Raw genomic sequence first — 13,848 nt, 5'->3', positions numbered from 1 at the left:
GCTCAGAATTTCGCGGAGAGCCGTAGGAATGCTCTTCGCGGCGCTCCAAAGGAAATTTGCTCGTCGCCCTCCAGTATCTGGACGTATCTCTTGTCGAACAGGTTTTCGACATTGAATTGAGCGGAAACCGTTTCGTTGAAGTCGTACCTCGCCATCAGGCTCACAGTTGCATAGGGTGCTTGCGTGTAGCGTACTGTTCCCGTGGTTGTACTGATTGGCAGATAAGTCTTGCCCTGCCAATTCACTCCACCACCGATGGTCAGCTTATTCCATTCACCGGGAAGAGTGTAAGTCGTGAACAATCGAACCATTTCGCGCGGAAGGGTGGTATTGACCTCATTTCCCTCTCCGTCCTTGCTTTCAAGCACGGTGGCTCCAAGAGTGAGATTCCAACCGGGTGTCAGCTCTCCTGATAGTTCGCCTTCGATCCCTTTGGTTTCCACGCCTTGTGCAGTACGGTAAGCAAGTGTCGTCGTGCCGGGGATGTACTCTCCTGTTGCAACCGCCACGTTGTCTTCCATAGCGCGGAATATCGCTATCGAGCCATTCAGGCGATCGTCAAACCAGGTTCCTTTAATGCCTGCCTCGATGTTGCTGCCGGTTACGGGATCTAGATATTGATCGTTAATGTCTCGTTCCGTCTGGACACGAAAAACGTCAGCATAGCTCGCATATACACTGAGGTTGGACGTCAGGTCATATGTGACGCCGAAGTATGGTGTTACTTCATCTTCGGTCTGAGCCGTACTCGCGCCAGTCCACTTACGCACCGTTTCGGTCTCGATATGCGAAAAACGCGCACCGCCAATGAACTTCAGTTCATCGGTGATGTTCAGACGGGTGGCGGCATATGCGCCGAACTGATCGATTTTCGAAACGCGCAGGCGCTCGCTCCCCCAGCCCGGCTCTGGGTAACTTCCATCAGATTCAAAGATGCTCCCGAACGGTGCGGCGTTCACCGGCAGATAATAGGCATAATCTTCATCCATCCAATCGGCTGTTGCACCAGAGAAGAATTCGTGCTGCCGCCCGAACAGTTCGTAGGAACCATTAAGCTTGGCGCTCAACACTGTCTGTGTCGCATCATGCCAATAGTAAGAAGGTGATGGATCGAGGCCCAGACCGGTTACAGGATCCGGTTGCCCCCAGGTGTAAAGAAGTTTTGCTTCGCCTTTCTTATGAACATGAATTGCGTCCAGTTTCAGGGTCCAGTCGTTTTCAAAACGATGTTCGAAACTGCCAAAAATGTTAGTGTTTTCCGTATCCCAATAAGCCCAGTCTGGCGCGGTGTTCAGGCTACGCCTGAAATGAGTGCGCGTTCCGTCACTGAAAAATATTGGCAAACCGGACCAAATCGCGCTGTCTATATCTCGATGTTGGTATTCAGCCCCTAAAGACAACTTTGTGTCCGGGCCTAGGTCAGCGTCCAATATCCCGTAAAATAGCCCGGATTGGGTTGATTGCCGATCAATGAATGAATCCTTATCATTTCTCGAAACAATGACTCGGCCTCGAACCGACCCATCCGCGTTCAGCGGAGTGGTTACATCAAGAGTTTCGCGAAAATCTTTCCAGGAACCAACGGTCGAGCTTATCTCGCCGGTCAAGACTTTGCTGTCGGCATGCTTGCGCACAAAGTTGACGGCTCCGGACGGATTCCCAGAGCCTGTTATCAGACCGTTTGCGCCGCGAAGAACCTCCACCCGGTCATATTGCAGCGTATCGGAGCGATGTTCGCCATACATCGCGTCCAGATTGTTCAATGCCACACCGTCATACTGAAAGCTATCCAGATAAAAGCCTCGGGAGAATGGCTCGGTGCGCTGACTGTCCCATTCCTGTACCTGAATACCGGTCGTTGTCTTCAATATATCAGCAGTGGAATTCAGTATCTGGTCATCCATCCTCTGACGTGTCACAACGCTTACCGACTGTGGCGTTTCCTTAATCGAAAGCGGCAACCCTGTAGCCGTGCTCATCTGCGTCGTTGTATATGAACCTGTCCCCTCGGTCGTGGGACCCTGTCCCTGCACCACAATCGTTTCAAGAACAGTAGAATCATTACTAGAAAGGACACCGGTAGATTGCGGCTCAACAATCGTCACGGTATTCCCGTTTGTGAAACGGTAATTCAAACCTGTTCCCGCGAGAAGGCGAGCCAGCGCCTGCTCTCTCGTATAGTTTCCATTGAGACCAGGACTTCTTTTTCCTTCAACAACACTTGACGGAAGCAACAGTCTGAGGCCAGCCCTGTCAGCATAGGTGGTGAGTGCCGAGCCGAGCGCCTGTGCTCGTATGTTGAACTTAATGTCCGTGGCAGCCCGCTGAATTGTGGGCTCTTGGCCGTAAACCGGACCGACCGGCCCTCCAGTCAATCCTGTTGCCACGAAAATTGCCGCAGATCGCTTCAATATTGCATTTCCAGGATGCCTGAAACCGCATCTGCTTTGTTTCTGATTCCTCACGTCGCCCATCGGATGCTATCCGCCCTTCTCATTTTTCGTTCTGCAGGATGCCGACGACCACGAAAAGTCGCGTTCTCAACAGCCTCTGATTTCAAGGACGAAATGAAAAAAGCGATCTTGCACTATGGAACGAGAAAAAAGTTGACGTCTCGGCTCAGGTTACCGTTTTCGTCCGAATTATCGCCACCGCTTGCTGCGTTTTTCGAACGTTGGGGACCTCATCGCAGGATCGTGACAAGCGGCAGCCGCGTCACACGGACCGGAAGGGTTTCCTCGATGGTGCGCAGGATCATATCGGGATCAGACAGATCGAACACGCCGGTAACGGAGAGCGAGCGAAGCCGGTCGTTCACAACGACTATTTGCCCGGCGCGGTAGCGCCTTATTTCCGCGACAACTTCGCCCAACGGCTTCCTGTCAAAAATAAGCTTGCCGCGTTGCCATGCTGTTTGGAGGCCGGAATCGACGGCTTCGGCCTCGGTCAGAAAATCGGACGAATAGCGAACCCGATGGTCTGCGCTCGCCGTCACACTCTTTTCAGAATCGGCGTCAGACCTGACCGCGACGGTTCCCTCCACGACAGTTACGACGACCGCTTCGGACTGAATATCTATATCGAAAACCGTTCCAACCGCTCGGGTATTTCCACCTCTGGCTTCGACAATGAAAGGCCGATTATGATCACGCGCAACTGTAAATGTTGCCTGTCCTTCATAGAGGCTCAGCGTCCGTGCTTGTTCTGTGAAGTCAACCGAAAGAGCTGTATTTGCATTCAACTGGACCGATGAACCATCGGACAACGCGATTGTACGCTGTTCTCCAACACCTGTGGAATAGTCAGCGAATCCGCCAGTTGCGAACATTCCCAGCCGTTCCCCGACGATACCAAACATGGCCAGCCCAGCGGCACCAAGGAAGGCCCGGCGCGGTATCCTGGCTTGCCTGGCCTTTTTTTCCTCGTGACGGGCTTCATCGCCAACAATACCCAGCCCATGCCAGATGGTCTCTGCTTCGCGCGCGGCCAATTCATGCGCCGGACTTGTCTGGCGCCATTCATTGAAAGCTGCATGATCTTCTTGTGTGGCCCGACCAGAACTGAGTATGACGAGCCAATCAATCGCCTCATCGCTCAAGGCGACATCCGCCTGTTTCTGTTTACTGTGTGAAGTCATCGGTGGGTCTTCACTTATAGAATCTGCGCCGGCATATCCGCCTGCAAAAATGTGCTCTCGTTATCTAGGACGATACAAGTAAGCCGATGATATACCGAAATGGCGATAAAAATCATGAGGACGCACGGAAATGATCTCGACAATGCCGCAAAGCTTGCGCGAGATATCTTGCCACCATGCTTTCCGAAATATTGAGGCGCCGACCAATTTCGCGGTGGGACAGTCCATCACAGCGGCTTAAGAGAAGCACGGTCCGCGCTTTAGTCGTCAACTGGGCCAAAGCGACGGCCAGAAAGCGGAGTTGATCCCGGTCAACCGCGAAAGTCTCGGGCGAAGGATAATTATCCGCGATGGCCTTAAGCAAAGCCTCATCGCTGACGCAACGTGAGCTATGACGGCCTTCCCTGCGGACAAGGTCAATCGCGATATTACCCGCAACACGAAGAATAAATGCCTGCCTGTCCTGGACATGCGGCTCGGATTTCATGCCGGCGAGACGAAGCCAGGTCTCTTGCAACGCGTCTTCCGCAAGCTCATGCGAACCGAAGCGCTTTTTGAGGAGACCTCGCAATACCTTCCAATGCCGGAGATAAACCGACATAAGATCGTCGCGGTTGTCGGTCGTGTACGTTGTCATGAAATCCGAACTATGCCGCCTTTTAATCGTCGAAATACCAAGTTTCGGCCGATTAGAAGAATGAAAGATCACTACTACCGAAACGGTCGCACCCGAAAACTACAAAGAAGGGTGTAAAAGTCAAGTTTCGCGATGGCGCCAGGCGAACGATGAATTTTCGGGTCCAACCTTTCGCCTTATCGCAAAACGCGCGAAGACCGGACTAATCACCGAATCAAAAAACTAGCCCTCCCTGCCCGGGAATAGTATTGCGAATCGCATAAGTGCATGCTTATGTATCAGCATGAATGAGAACGATATATTCCGAGCCTTGGCCGACCCTACCCGCCGCGCGATCTACGAGAAGCTGGCGGCTGGCTGCATGAATGCCAGCGCCTTGCGTGAGGGCATGGAGATCAGCCAGCCGGCGATGTCTCAACATCTGGCGGTTCTGCGAGGCGCCAAGCTTGTGCGGGAACAGCGTCACGGGCGTTTCGTGAATTATGAGGTCGACCCGGAAGGGCTCGCTCTTATCGCGCAATGGCTGGCGAAATATCACGCCTACTGGCCTCAGCGCATTGAAGCTCTCAAGGTCTTGCTGAAGGATATGGACCAATGAACGAAACAAAGACCGAAGAGCAGAGAAACGGCATCGAACTCGAGTATGAACTCAGCGAGCCGCCGCAAAAGGTCTGGCGGGCGATCAGCATTCCGGAGTTCCGGGAACAATGGCTGCCGAAGGAGGCGCTGGCCGATCCCGAGGCGGCCTCCGTTACGCCCGGTGAGGAAGTCCGCTACAGGATGCGCGACAACACCCCGCCATTTTTTGAAAGCACGGTGACGTTCAGGATCGCTCCGAATGCGGTCGGCGGAACAACCTTGCAGGTCATCCACGAACGGACGGATGTGAAATTCGACCAGACGACTAAGGCTGCTGCCAACAATAACAGCGGTCCCTTCTTGCTCGCCGCCTGACACGGCGAGGTTTCCTCACAAATTCTTGAAGATTGGAGTTCGCCGATGCGCGAAGCAATGCAACTCGTCCCTATGGTCATAGAACAATCCAGCAGAGGGGAGCGGTCTTTCGACATTTACTCCCGTCTTCTCCGAGAGCGGATCATTTTCCTCAACGGCGAGGTAAACGATGCCGTTTCAGCTCTGGTCTGTGCCCAATTGCTGTTCCTTGAAGCGGAAAACCCTAACAAGCCGATCAATCTTTACATCAACTCGCCAGGCGGAGTAGTGACCTCCGGCCTCGCCATGTATGACACCATGCGCTACATCCGCGCGCCTGTGCATACGCTGTGCATGGGAACGGCGCGCTCCATGGGATCGTTCCTGCTGATGGCGGGCGAACCGGGACACCGCGCTGCGTTGCCCAATGCCAGCATACTCGTCCATCAGCCCTCTGGCGGCTTTCAGGGGCAGGCATCGGACATGCTCATCCACGCCGAGGAAATCCTGAAAATCAAACAACGCATGACCCGGTTATATGCCGAACATAGCGGACGCAGCTACGAAGAGTTCGAACGCGCCATGGACCGCGATCGTTTCATGACGGCAGAAGAAGCACTTGAATGGGGACTAATCGACCGCATTCTGCAATACCGGGAGAAGCCGTCTGTCACAACCACGCCGGTGACCTGAAATCCCTACGTCACCAGCATCAATATTTGTGGACACCTGGTTTAGAAGATGCAGCGCTTCCGTCAGCGCTGCGGCGTCCGAACTGCGGAGAGAGACGATATGGATTCCGACGAGACGATCAGATCGGCGAGCACGACAAGCGCCCTTTTCAGATCGTCCGGTGAAGGGCCGCCCAAGCATAAGCGAATCCCGGTCGCTTGATCATCAGGATCGACGACGACGCTGTCCGGCGCAGTCACCATCACGCCGAGGGCCGAGGCTGTTAGCGCAAACTGCTCCGCCTTGCTGCGAGACATCGGCAGCCAGGCGTGAAGCGCCGCAGGGTGAACGTGGCAAGTCTCCTGTCCAAGCAGCGACGCGGCGAGCGCTGTGCGACGGCGGGTCTCGATGCCGATCGCCTGTCTGACCGATGCGACAACACCGTTCACAAGCCAGTCCTCCATCACCGACATGGATAGCGGCGACGGCCCTATTGGCAGCGCCCTCAAGAAAGCCTCTGCCCTTTCTTCCATTCCAGGCGGCAAAGTTAGTGCGCCGATCCGCAATCCCGGACCGAGCGTCTTGGAAAGGCTGGCGACGTGAACAACGTGTTCCGGCGAAAGAGCGGCAAGAGGAAGCAATCCGGAGTCGAAGTCCGTTGCGTATACACCGTCCTCGATAATGACGGTGTTCCGCCGCCGGCAGATTTCGACGATGGCCTGCCGGCGGGCGCCACCCATTGTGGCGGTGGTTGGATTGTGCAGGGTCGGCGTGACATAGACGGCCCGGTAGGGAACAGACGCCTCTTCGTCCAGGGTCGCGGCCAACGCGTCCGGCATCATGCCTTCTTCGTCAAGTTCTATTCCACGCAACCGATAGCCTCTATGGCGGGCCAGCGCAATGGCTCCGGGATAGGTCAGCCGTTCGGTGAGAATGACACCATCGAGCCCGCATGCGAAATCGAACGCCAACGAAATTGCCTGTTGTGCACCGGCTGTCGGGATGACCTGTCTCGGATCGACGGCAAGTGAAAAAGTCTCTAGCCAACGGGCCAGCAACCGTCGATGTTCCTCGTGACCCGCCAGCGGTGCGTAGAGGTTGAGGTGAGCGGTATCGATCTTGTGAGCGATCGTCGTGAGCGTGCGTGCCAGGAGCCGCTCTCCGATCATTGCGGGCGGCGTATTGATCGATAGATCGATGCGAGGGCCGGAACGCGCCGCTCTGGTCGCGACAAAGGTGCCGCGCCCCTTGACGCTACGCGTGAGCCCCTGCCTCCCCAGCATGGCATAAGCTTTCGTGACCGTACCGACGCCGATACCCAGTTTCCAAGCCAGATCCCGATGAGCAGGCAGCCGGTCGCCGCTCGTCAAGCGTCCCTCAAAAATATCTTCGCTCATTGCCTGCATCAAACGCTCAGCGGCATTCGCCGTACCGTCGGCCAATCGTGGCTGCCAGGGGGACCGTTTACGCATCCGTACCACCTCAATAGTGTATCGTGACACTTTAATGCTATTTTTGAAAGTGTGTCACGTTCTATATATCGCGTCAGAAGAAGGATACGGCAAATGTATAATTTCCCGGACGCGATCAATTCCGACCTTGGGCTGATACAGACTGTTGTTGCGCTGAGCATTTATACTATCGTCACATCGATCACACCGGGACCGAACAATATGATGGTGCTGGCTTCCGGTGTGAATTTCGGGATCCGGCGAACAGTGCCACACGTCCTGGGAATCAGCCTGGGATTCGCTGCGATGGTTATGGTCGTGGGAATGGGTTTGGGCGCAGTCTTCGATCTCTATCCCATGCTGAACGCTTTGTTACGCTGGGTTGGTGCAGCATATCTGGTCTATCTGGCTTACAAGATAGCCCGATCAGGCACGCCGGATAATTCCGACAGCAAAGCGGGCAAACCGTTGGGCTTTCTGGGAGCCGCAGCCTTCCAATGGGTTAACCCGAAGGCTTGGGTGATGGCTCTCGGCGCCGTTGCCGCCTATCTGCCGCCACACCCTTCTGTGGTATCGGTTCTGGCTATGGCAACACTTATGGCTTTGCTCAATGCCCCATGCGTTGGAATATGGGCGAGCTTCGGAGTCGGTCTTCGATCTTTCCTGACCAAACCCGCCCAGCTGAAGCTCTTCAACATCTCGATGGCCACGCTTTTGGTAGCGTCTCTTTATCCGATTGTGGTCAGGTCCTGATATTTCAGATCGCATTGAAGCCGTTTTACTTCATTAAAGCCACCAACAACCGAGCCAGCATAAAAGAAAGCAAAAGAACAAACGTCGAAGTGATGAGAATCCCTGTAAAATGTGCAATAAGCGCGCCCAAGGGGGTGAGCTTGTCAGCAAGGGGATCGAACAGTTTTTTCATCCAGTGTCACTCCGATTTCGTAGACAGTTCTACGAACGTGAGAATAAACGCCGGTCCATGATATGAGAAAGACGGACACTATTGTTTCAATGATAAGAAAACGTTATCTTTCGACATGAAATCGCTGGATATAGATGCTCTACAAGCCTTTGTGCTCGCAGCAGAAATGAAGAGCTTTACACGAGCTGCGGAAGCGCTCGATACCACGCAAGCGGCAGTCAGCCTGAAAATCAGGCGGATCGAAGACACTCTAGGTCGCAGATTGCTTGACCGTACACCTCGTCGTGTCGCACTATCGATGGACGGAGAGGCTTTTCTTCCACATGCCCGCGCGCTTCTTTGCAAGCATGAGGAGGCGGTGAGTTGCTTTGGCAGCGCTAGCCGCCGCCTCGTCGTTGGGATAAGCCATCATCTTGTTGGAAGTGACTTACCGCTTTTATTGAAACGCCTCAGTACCGCGCAACCCGGAATTATCCTGGAGTTGCACTTGTCATCCTCACGCAAAACCCTTGAGGAGTTCGATAACGGTGCGCTCGATGCAGCAATCATCCTTCAGCATGGCAATGGCCGCCGCGGTGGCGAGATAATTCATTCCGAAGAATTTGGCTGGATGGCATCCCCGGAATACAAGACGGGACCCAAGGAGCCCCTGCGACTTGCAACCCAGCCGGAACCTTGCAGCGTAAGGGCCATGGCAATTGCTGCACTCGAACAAAGCCGTATTCCCTGGCAAACAGTTTTTGTTGGAGGAGGCGTTGCAACGATCGGCGCTGCGGTCGCGGCAGGGGTTGCAGTCGCAGCCATGGTACGGCGCGTCGCGCCATTAGGAACTCTCGACCTCACGCTGCCGCTCGGACTGCCTGAACTCCCCACGAGGGATGTTATTCTCTATTCGAATCTCGCCGACGACACAGCCCGGACCGCTCTACGTACCCTTGGCGCCGCTATTCGCACAACATCACGAAGCGGCTAATATACCGCCACATCTGAGCCTCGTGGAAATGTCCTGGACTTCCGATCATCTCGTTTCTATCAATACCGAAGCAACAATATCCGGATGTGAGATCATGGCGTCATGCGGAGCGTCAATCTCAACATAATGCCAACCGCCGCTTATCGCCCGTGATATTGAGCGAGCCAGAAATGTTCCGTCTGCCTCACGACAGCGAATATATGTTTTGTGAGGGACCATAAGCGGGTTGAGCGTCACCGGTTCGAAATAGCTTGCCACCGGATGTGGCGTCAGCTTCCCGTCAACCCATGCCTGATCAGCTTCCGTCACGCCGAACTCGGCGGAGCGAAGTGGTGGAATATGCCAGTTCCCGTCTTCAGAAACCTTGGCGGCATAGATGTCGATCAGGGACGGCGCGTGATCCAGCAATTTTTCACCGTCCTCCGGCAAGAAAGCATCCAGAAGCACGAGATGTGAGACCAGTTCTCCAAGGCGCCCCACGGCAGCCACCGCTGGGAAACCGCCATAGCTGTGCGCCACCAGAGTAACATCGCGACAACCGCTTGCGCGGACTTGCGAAACTATATCCTCTGTGTGAGTCGTCAGATCGATCTGCGCTGACAGGAGATCGGCACGCTCAGCAAGTCCCGACAAGGTTGGTGCAACGGCGGTGTGCCCCTCCGATCGAAGCCTGTCAACAAGCCGTTGCCAACACCAGCCGCCGTGCCATGCTCCATGGATAAGAACGAATGATGCCATTTCTAAATCAGCCCCAGTAACAGCGGTGAAATCCGGATTTTGCAATGTGCTTAGAGCAGACCATCTGCGATTTATCATCGCGATGCATCAATCACCCTCGCCAGGCATGCGGTACCGCTCGGAAACTCTCGTTCCATCCTTAAGTAAAGCGCAATTCCAAACAGAATAAAGATCATCACCATGCTCATGCGAACATGCCTTGACGCTGCTTTGATCCAGTTCTCCGATCGTTCTCAAAGCACCTGCAATCTTTTCATGACGGATCATGCAATCGCTGACTGATTCATATGTGGACTGGTTTTTCTCGCAGAATCGACCAGCCGCATCCTCCGTGCCATAAAAATGATCGACGACAATCAGGCCGATCAGAAAAAAGATAACAACAAAAACAAGCATCCGATGCAGCCTTTTTTCATGGCGCGTTTCCGCTTGGCCCACACCAGCAAAGCCATCAACGACAGTCTCGACAAGAGTTAGAAAGAAAGATTTCATGTCGTCTCTTGCCTGAATTTACGTTTCCGAGACATCGGGACTGAGAAATCTCCTGACCATCGTAGTGATGAGTTTTCTGCTCTCCTCGAAACTAATGCCGGGAACCATCAAGGGCAGCATCGGGGCAGCATCCACTATAGCGATCAACATGGCCGCGGTATCATCGGGATTGAGATCTGGATCGACCTTTCCACCCTCCTGACCAGATTTCAGTGTCTGCGCCAGCAACTGCCGTACGGATTTGGTATTATCTGCAAGGATATCGCGCACCCGATCATTACGCCCGGCCTCAGCCAGAAGTTCAAACAGAATACGGCAATGCGCCGTGTCGTCCCAGCTTGTCATGCTCCAGATTTCGGACAGCAGTATAGCCGCAACGTCTTTGCTATCCTGTCGGCGTTCGAAATAAGTATGAAGGGTTGAGAGGTACTCATTGGCCATCTGTTCAATGATGGCATCCTTGCTCGGAAAGTAGTGATAGAGATGCCCCGCGCTCATGCCTGCTTCCTTGCAGATCATTGAGATTGAGGCCCCCTGCAGCCCGTGCTTCAGGAAGCAGCGATGGGCAGCTTCCAGAATCTCCTTCCTTTTGCCCTCATGTTGCTCGGGTATGCGCGCGCGCGCCATGTTGCCTCCTTAAATAGAATGATCGTTCGATCTATCTTGACGATCAGTTGGGTTTTCAAATAACTAGAATGGTCATTCAATCTATTATGGAAGACGCCGCTCGTCCAGATGGATCAAACCGGCGCGGTCGCTTCCGCTGAAAGTGGGGTATTATGAATAAAACCATCCTGTCGCTCAAAGCTGTCGTGGCATGGTTACTTGCTGCCTTTTTCCTGTTCGGCGCCTACGGCAACACCTTCCTTTCACCCGATAATGCCGCTGCCTATGCCCGTTGGGGCTATCCGGACTGGTTCCATTATCTGACCGCCCTTCTGGAGCTTTGCGCGGCGTTGCTTCTGGTCGGATACAGGACCCGCCTTTACGGCGCAGCTCTCGGTGCCATTGTAATGGCCGCGGCAACCCTGACCACACTCATCCATGGTGACTACGACCATTCCGCGGCACCTATCATTGTATTTGCTATTTCTCTCCTCGTGACCGTTCTCAACATGCCCGCGCGCGACAAGACCGCCTGAACCTTTACTCTCGGAGCTACGATATGACACGACCAGCAACACCTGCAGGCGCCAATGGAAATGCAGGATCTGATAACAGTACATGGGCTGACCTTCTTTCCGGACGCAATCTTGCCATCCTCACGGTTCTTGCCAGCGGCGTTCTCCTTTACGCTATGAACCTCTATTTTACGGCAGCGCTGATGCCGTCGATCGTGGCAGATATTGGCGGTCAGCATTATTATGCCTGGGTAACAACATCTTTCGTCGTCGCCGCTATCGTCGCTTCGCTCTTCGTAAGCCGTCTCCTCGACTGGAAGGGGGCAGGAACGGCCTATGTTCTGGGCTTTATTACATTTGCCGTGGGAGCCGCAGGAAACGCCGCTAGCCCTGGCATGGAACTATTGATCCTCGGTCGTGTCGTACAGGGCTTGGGCGGCGGTCTGCTGGCAGGCCTCGGTTACGCGGTCATCCGGTCGGCGCTGCCCGAGCGTCACTGGGCACGCGCAACCGGTGCTGTGTCGGCGATGTGGGGCCTCGGTACGCTGTTCGGTCCGGCACTGGGCGGCGTTTTTGCCGAGTTTGGTTTATGGCGCTGGGCTTATGGCGCTCTTGCGTTTGCGGCGCTTGCCTTCGCGATACTCGCTCAGCGTTCCTTCGGCGGCATGCAAGGTTCCGGGCATCGTACGGCTGTGCCCGTTGCTTCACTTGTTCCCCTCATCCTGGCAATCGTCTCTATCAGTCTCAGTTCAATCGTTCCGATTGGATGGCCTACTTTCACTATGATAGGAGCAGGTTTGGTTCTTCTCACGCTGTTCGTCATCGTTGAGCGACGCTCCCGCGAGACGATCCTGCCACACATCACCTATCGACGCGGCAATTCGCTAAAATGGGTCTACATCACGGTTGCCACACTCAGTGCCGGTGTGATGGTCGAAACTTTCATTCCGCTGTTCGCACAGAAGATCGCCAGCCTTACGCCCCTTGTGGCCGGTCTTCTCGGCGCCGTCCTTTCTCTCGCCTGGGTCATCGCGCAATTGTTCGTCGTTTCTATTTCGTCGGATGCCGGCAAGCGGCGTGCCATCCGTCTGGGTCCACTCCTCCTGACGGGCGGCCTCATTGCCTACGGGCTACTGCAGGTCCCCGGAACCGATATTGCCATGGTCGCGATCTGGGCTGCCGTTCTGACCATCGCCGGCGCGGGCATCGGACTGGCATGGCCACTGCTCGGCGTCGCTGCCATGAGCGCTACAGATGATCCCGCGGAAGGAGCAAAAGCGGCAGCGGCTATTACCACTACTCAGCTCATTGCGTTCTCTATTACTTCGGCTCTTTCTGGAACGCTGATGGCCGCTGGGGGCGAAAACGTTATCGACGCTGCTCGTTATGTTATCCTGGGAATCGCACTCCTTACCCTGACTGGCATCCTCACAGCCGGTATCGCAACAAGGCGGTAAACCTTGTGCCCTTCGCCGGTGGTTTCCGTCCGGCGGAGGGCTATTGTCATGAAATCACACCCCGTCTGACAATCTGGACGCCCGCTCGCAACAGCAGCCTCATCTCTAGCCAGACCGGGCGTTAATTATTGGTTTTTGTTGTAAAATTCGATTTATTTCAATGCTCAAACCCAATAGGAATGAAGACCGATGACGCAGAATAACAAGCGCATAATCTCCGATCCAGTTTTCTTAACACTTCTGATCGTCCTACTCATTAACGTGGTTATCGGTGGCGCCCTTTGGCAAAAGCTCGCAGCTTCAAGCAGTCTCGGTCCCGGCTGGCCAGAATTGTTGCAGGGGATATCGGGCTTCCTCGTGTTGATCCTTCTACTCATAAGGGCACTTCAGCTCAGCAAACGGACAGATGTAGAATGAATGCTCCGGCCCAGATTTCCCAGTGAAGCAAACGCATTCTTATCGATTTCTTCAGGTTCTAACTGTGTTATCATAAGACCCGAGGAATTGAGCCGGCATTGCCTCAGGCAAAATGCTCTCGCTGGGACGCTCATGGTTTCCTGATTGGGGCGCGGCCCACTGTAGGTGATGTCTGCCACAGATGCCCTGTCCGGTGCATCGACATTGAACTGCCAGGCGGAAGTGTCGTCGACCATGACCGATGAGTTGCCGCCGTAGGAAACAGGCCGACGCTAGCCGATCTACGCCTTCATTGCGTCTAGTCTGCCGAGAAGAACGATGTGGTTGGCGCAACGGGTGGTCTCTCCCCAATCGAGGACGCCATTATGAAGTTTACGATAACCAGTTCGTCCGTC

At 54.5% G+C, this 13,848-nt stretch carries 16 protein-coding genes; 8 read left to right on the top strand and 8 right to left on the bottom strand.

The window, feature by feature from the left end:
• Window positions 1-2 precede the first annotated feature (2 nt).
• The 3 genes from H5024_RS20895 to H5024_RS20885 form a co-directional block, all read right to left on the bottom strand.
• Window positions 3-2,411, bottom strand: coding sequence for a TonB-dependent receptor (locus tag H5024_RS20895; protein WP_187549074.1), 2,409 nt, complete (start codon window positions 2,409-2,411; stop codon window positions 3-5).
• Window positions 2,412-2,683: 272 nt separating this feature from the next.
• Window positions 2,684-3,637, bottom strand: a complete 954-nt coding sequence (locus tag H5024_RS20890) for a FecR family protein (RefSeq protein ID WP_187549073.1) — start codon at window positions 3,635-3,637, stop codon at window positions 2,684-2,686.
• A 112-nt stretch (window positions 3,638-3,749) separates the two neighbouring features.
• A complete protein-coding gene (locus H5024_RS20885; protein WP_036588814.1) occupies window positions 3,750-4,274 on the bottom strand; it encodes a sigma-70 family RNA polymerase sigma factor in 525 nt (174 codons plus the stop codon).
• A gap of 283 nt (window positions 4,275-4,557) precedes the next feature.
• Here H5024_RS20885 and H5024_RS20880 point away from each other — a divergent pair, with 283 nt between their 5' ends.
• Genes H5024_RS20880 through H5024_RS20870 form a run of 3 tightly spaced genes read left to right on the top strand, consistent with a single transcriptional unit; the run spans window position 4,558 to window position 5,900 of the window.
• Window positions 4,558-4,872, top strand: coding sequence for a metalloregulator ArsR/SmtB family transcription factor (locus H5024_RS20880; protein ID WP_187549072.1), 315 nt, complete (start codon window positions 4,558-4,560; stop codon window positions 4,870-4,872).
• Entirely contained in the window at window positions 4,869-5,228 is a 360-nt protein-coding gene (locus H5024_RS20875; RefSeq protein ID WP_187549071.1) for a hypothetical protein, read from the top strand. The genes H5024_RS20880 and H5024_RS20875 overlap by 4 nt, the downstream gene beginning before the upstream one ends.
• Window positions 5,229-5,273: 45 nt before the next feature.
• On the top strand, window positions 5,274-5,900 hold the full coding sequence (locus H5024_RS20870) for an ATP-dependent Clp protease proteolytic subunit (protein WP_036588821.1): 627 nt from the start codon (window positions 5,274-5,276) through the stop codon (window positions 5,898-5,900).
• A 62-nt stretch (window positions 5,901-5,962) separates the two neighbouring features.
• On the opposite strand, the gene H5024_RS20865 is transcribed toward H5024_RS20870, so the two are convergent.
• The gene (locus H5024_RS20865; RefSeq protein WP_348770727.1) at window positions 5,963-7,321 is read right to left on the bottom strand and encodes a PLP-dependent aminotransferase family protein; all 1,359 of its coding nucleotides are present in this window, start codon (window positions 7,319-7,321) and stop codon (window positions 5,963-5,965) included.
• 123 nt (window positions 7,322-7,444) lie between these two features.
• Here H5024_RS20865 and H5024_RS20860 point away from each other — a divergent pair, with 123 nt between their 5' ends.
• On the top strand, window positions 7,445-8,083 hold the full coding sequence (locus tag H5024_RS20860) for a LysE family translocator (RefSeq protein WP_187549070.1): 639 nt from the start codon (window positions 7,445-7,447) through the stop codon (window positions 8,081-8,083).
• 25 nt (window positions 8,084-8,108) lie between these two features.
• Here the strand turns inward: H5024_RS20860 and H5024_RS20855 are convergent, their stop codons facing one another.
• The gene (locus H5024_RS20855) at window positions 8,109-8,255 is read right to left on the bottom strand and encodes a hypothetical protein (RefSeq protein ID WP_021586616.1); all 147 of its coding nucleotides are present in this window, start codon (window positions 8,253-8,255) and stop codon (window positions 8,109-8,111) included.
• A gap of 115 nt (window positions 8,256-8,370) precedes the next feature.
• Here H5024_RS20855 and H5024_RS20850 point away from each other — a divergent pair, with 115 nt between their 5' ends.
• Complete coding sequence (locus H5024_RS20850; protein WP_187549069.1) at window positions 8,371-9,228, top strand: LysR family transcriptional regulator; 858 nt, start codon at window positions 8,371-8,373, stop codon at window positions 9,226-9,228.
• A 45-nt stretch (window positions 9,229-9,273) separates the two neighbouring features.
• Here H5024_RS20850 and H5024_RS20845 read toward each other — a convergent pair whose 3' ends face one another.
• The 3 genes from H5024_RS20845 to H5024_RS20835 all read right to left on the bottom strand — a co-directional run bounded on the left by H5024_RS20845 (window position 9,274) and on the right by H5024_RS20835 (window position 11,085).
• A complete protein-coding gene (locus tag H5024_RS20845; protein WP_036588828.1) occupies window positions 9,274-9,966 on the bottom strand; it encodes an alpha/beta hydrolase family protein in 693 nt (230 codons plus the stop codon).
• An 87-nt stretch (window positions 9,967-10,053) separates the two neighbouring features.
• Window positions 10,054-10,362: a hypothetical protein gene (locus tag H5024_RS20840; protein ID WP_036588830.1), complete on the bottom strand. Its 309-nt coding sequence runs from the start codon at window positions 10,360-10,362 to the stop codon at window positions 10,054-10,056.
• A gap of 114 nt (window positions 10,363-10,476) precedes the next feature.
• The gene (locus tag H5024_RS20835) at window positions 10,477-11,085 is read right to left on the bottom strand and encodes a TetR/AcrR family transcriptional regulator (protein WP_036588833.1); all 609 of its coding nucleotides are present in this window, start codon (window positions 11,083-11,085) and stop codon (window positions 10,477-10,479) included.
• A gap of 152 nt (window positions 11,086-11,237) precedes the next feature.
• On the opposite strand from H5024_RS20835, the gene H5024_RS20830 reads away from it, so the two are divergent.
• From H5024_RS20830 to H5024_RS20820, 3 genes are all read left to right on the top strand, one after another.
• Window positions 11,238-11,600 (top strand): DoxX family protein, encoded by a 363-nt coding sequence (locus tag H5024_RS20830; protein WP_036588836.1) that lies wholly within the window; start codon window positions 11,238-11,240, stop codon window positions 11,598-11,600.
• A 23-nt stretch (window positions 11,601-11,623) separates the two neighbouring features.
• Window positions 11,624-13,036: an MFS transporter gene (locus tag H5024_RS20825; RefSeq protein ID WP_036588838.1), complete on the top strand. Its 1,413-nt coding sequence runs from the start codon at window positions 11,624-11,626 to the stop codon at window positions 13,034-13,036.
• 189 nt (window positions 13,037-13,225) lie between these two features.
• A complete protein-coding gene (locus H5024_RS20820) occupies window positions 13,226-13,453 on the top strand; it encodes a hypothetical protein (RefSeq protein WP_187549068.1) in 228 nt (75 codons plus the stop codon).
• Window positions 13,454-13,848 lie beyond the last annotated feature (395 nt).

This window comes from Ochrobactrum sp. Marseille-Q0166 (assembly GCF_014397025.1).
Lineage (GTDB): Bacteria > Pseudomonadota > Alphaproteobacteria > Rhizobiales > Rhizobiaceae > Brucella.
This window is presented reverse-complemented; position numbering and strand designations above follow the sequence as displayed.

What these genes read in the sequence shown, in the direction of transcription:
- H5024_RS20875 (WP_187549071.1), top strand. Translation starts at nt 4,869, where the DNA reads ATGAACGAAACAAAGACCGAAGAGCAGAGAAACGGCATCGAACTCGAG.
- H5024_RS20890 (WP_187549073.1), bottom strand. Translation starts at nt 3,637, where the DNA reads ATGACTTCACACAGTAAACAGAAACAGGCGGATGTCGCCTTGAGCGAT.
- H5024_RS20855 (WP_021586616.1), bottom strand. Translation starts at nt 8,255, where the DNA reads ATGAAAAAACTGTTCGATCCCCTTGCTGACAAGCTCACCCCCTTGGGC.
- H5024_RS20850 (WP_187549069.1), top strand. Translation starts at nt 8,371, where the DNA reads ATGAAATCGCTGGATATAGATGCTCTACAAGCCTTTGTGCTCGCAGCA.
- H5024_RS20885 (WP_036588814.1), bottom strand. Translation starts at nt 4,274, where the DNA reads ATGACAACGTACACGACCGACAACCGCGACGATCTTATGTCGGTTTAT.
- H5024_RS20835 (WP_036588833.1), bottom strand. Translation starts at nt 11,085, where the DNA reads ATGGCGCGCGCGCGCATACCCGAGCAACATGAGGGCAAAAGGAAGGAG.
- H5024_RS20840 (WP_036588830.1), bottom strand. Translation starts at nt 10,362, where the DNA reads ATGCTTGTTTTTGTTGTTATCTTTTTTCTGATCGGCCTGATTGTCGTC.
- H5024_RS20880 (WP_187549072.1), top strand. Translation starts at nt 4,558, where the DNA reads ATGAATGAGAACGATATATTCCGAGCCTTGGCCGACCCTACCCGCCGC.
- H5024_RS20845 (WP_036588828.1), bottom strand. Translation starts at nt 9,966, where the DNA reads ATGGCATCATTCGTTCTTATCCATGGAGCATGGCACGGCGGCTGGTGT.
- H5024_RS20825 (WP_036588838.1), top strand. Translation starts at nt 11,624, where the DNA reads ATGACACGACCAGCAACACCTGCAGGCGCCAATGGAAATGCAGGATCT.
- H5024_RS20860 (WP_187549070.1), top strand. Translation starts at nt 7,445, where the DNA reads ATGTATAATTTCCCGGACGCGATCAATTCCGACCTTGGGCTGATACAG.
- H5024_RS20830 (WP_036588836.1), top strand. Translation starts at nt 11,238, where the DNA reads ATGAATAAAACCATCCTGTCGCTCAAAGCTGTCGTGGCATGGTTACTT.
- H5024_RS20870 (WP_036588821.1), top strand. Translation starts at nt 5,274, where the DNA reads ATGCGCGAAGCAATGCAACTCGTCCCTATGGTCATAGAACAATCCAGC.
- H5024_RS20820 (WP_187549068.1), top strand. Translation starts at nt 13,226, where the DNA reads ATGACGCAGAATAACAAGCGCATAATCTCCGATCCAGTTTTCTTAACA.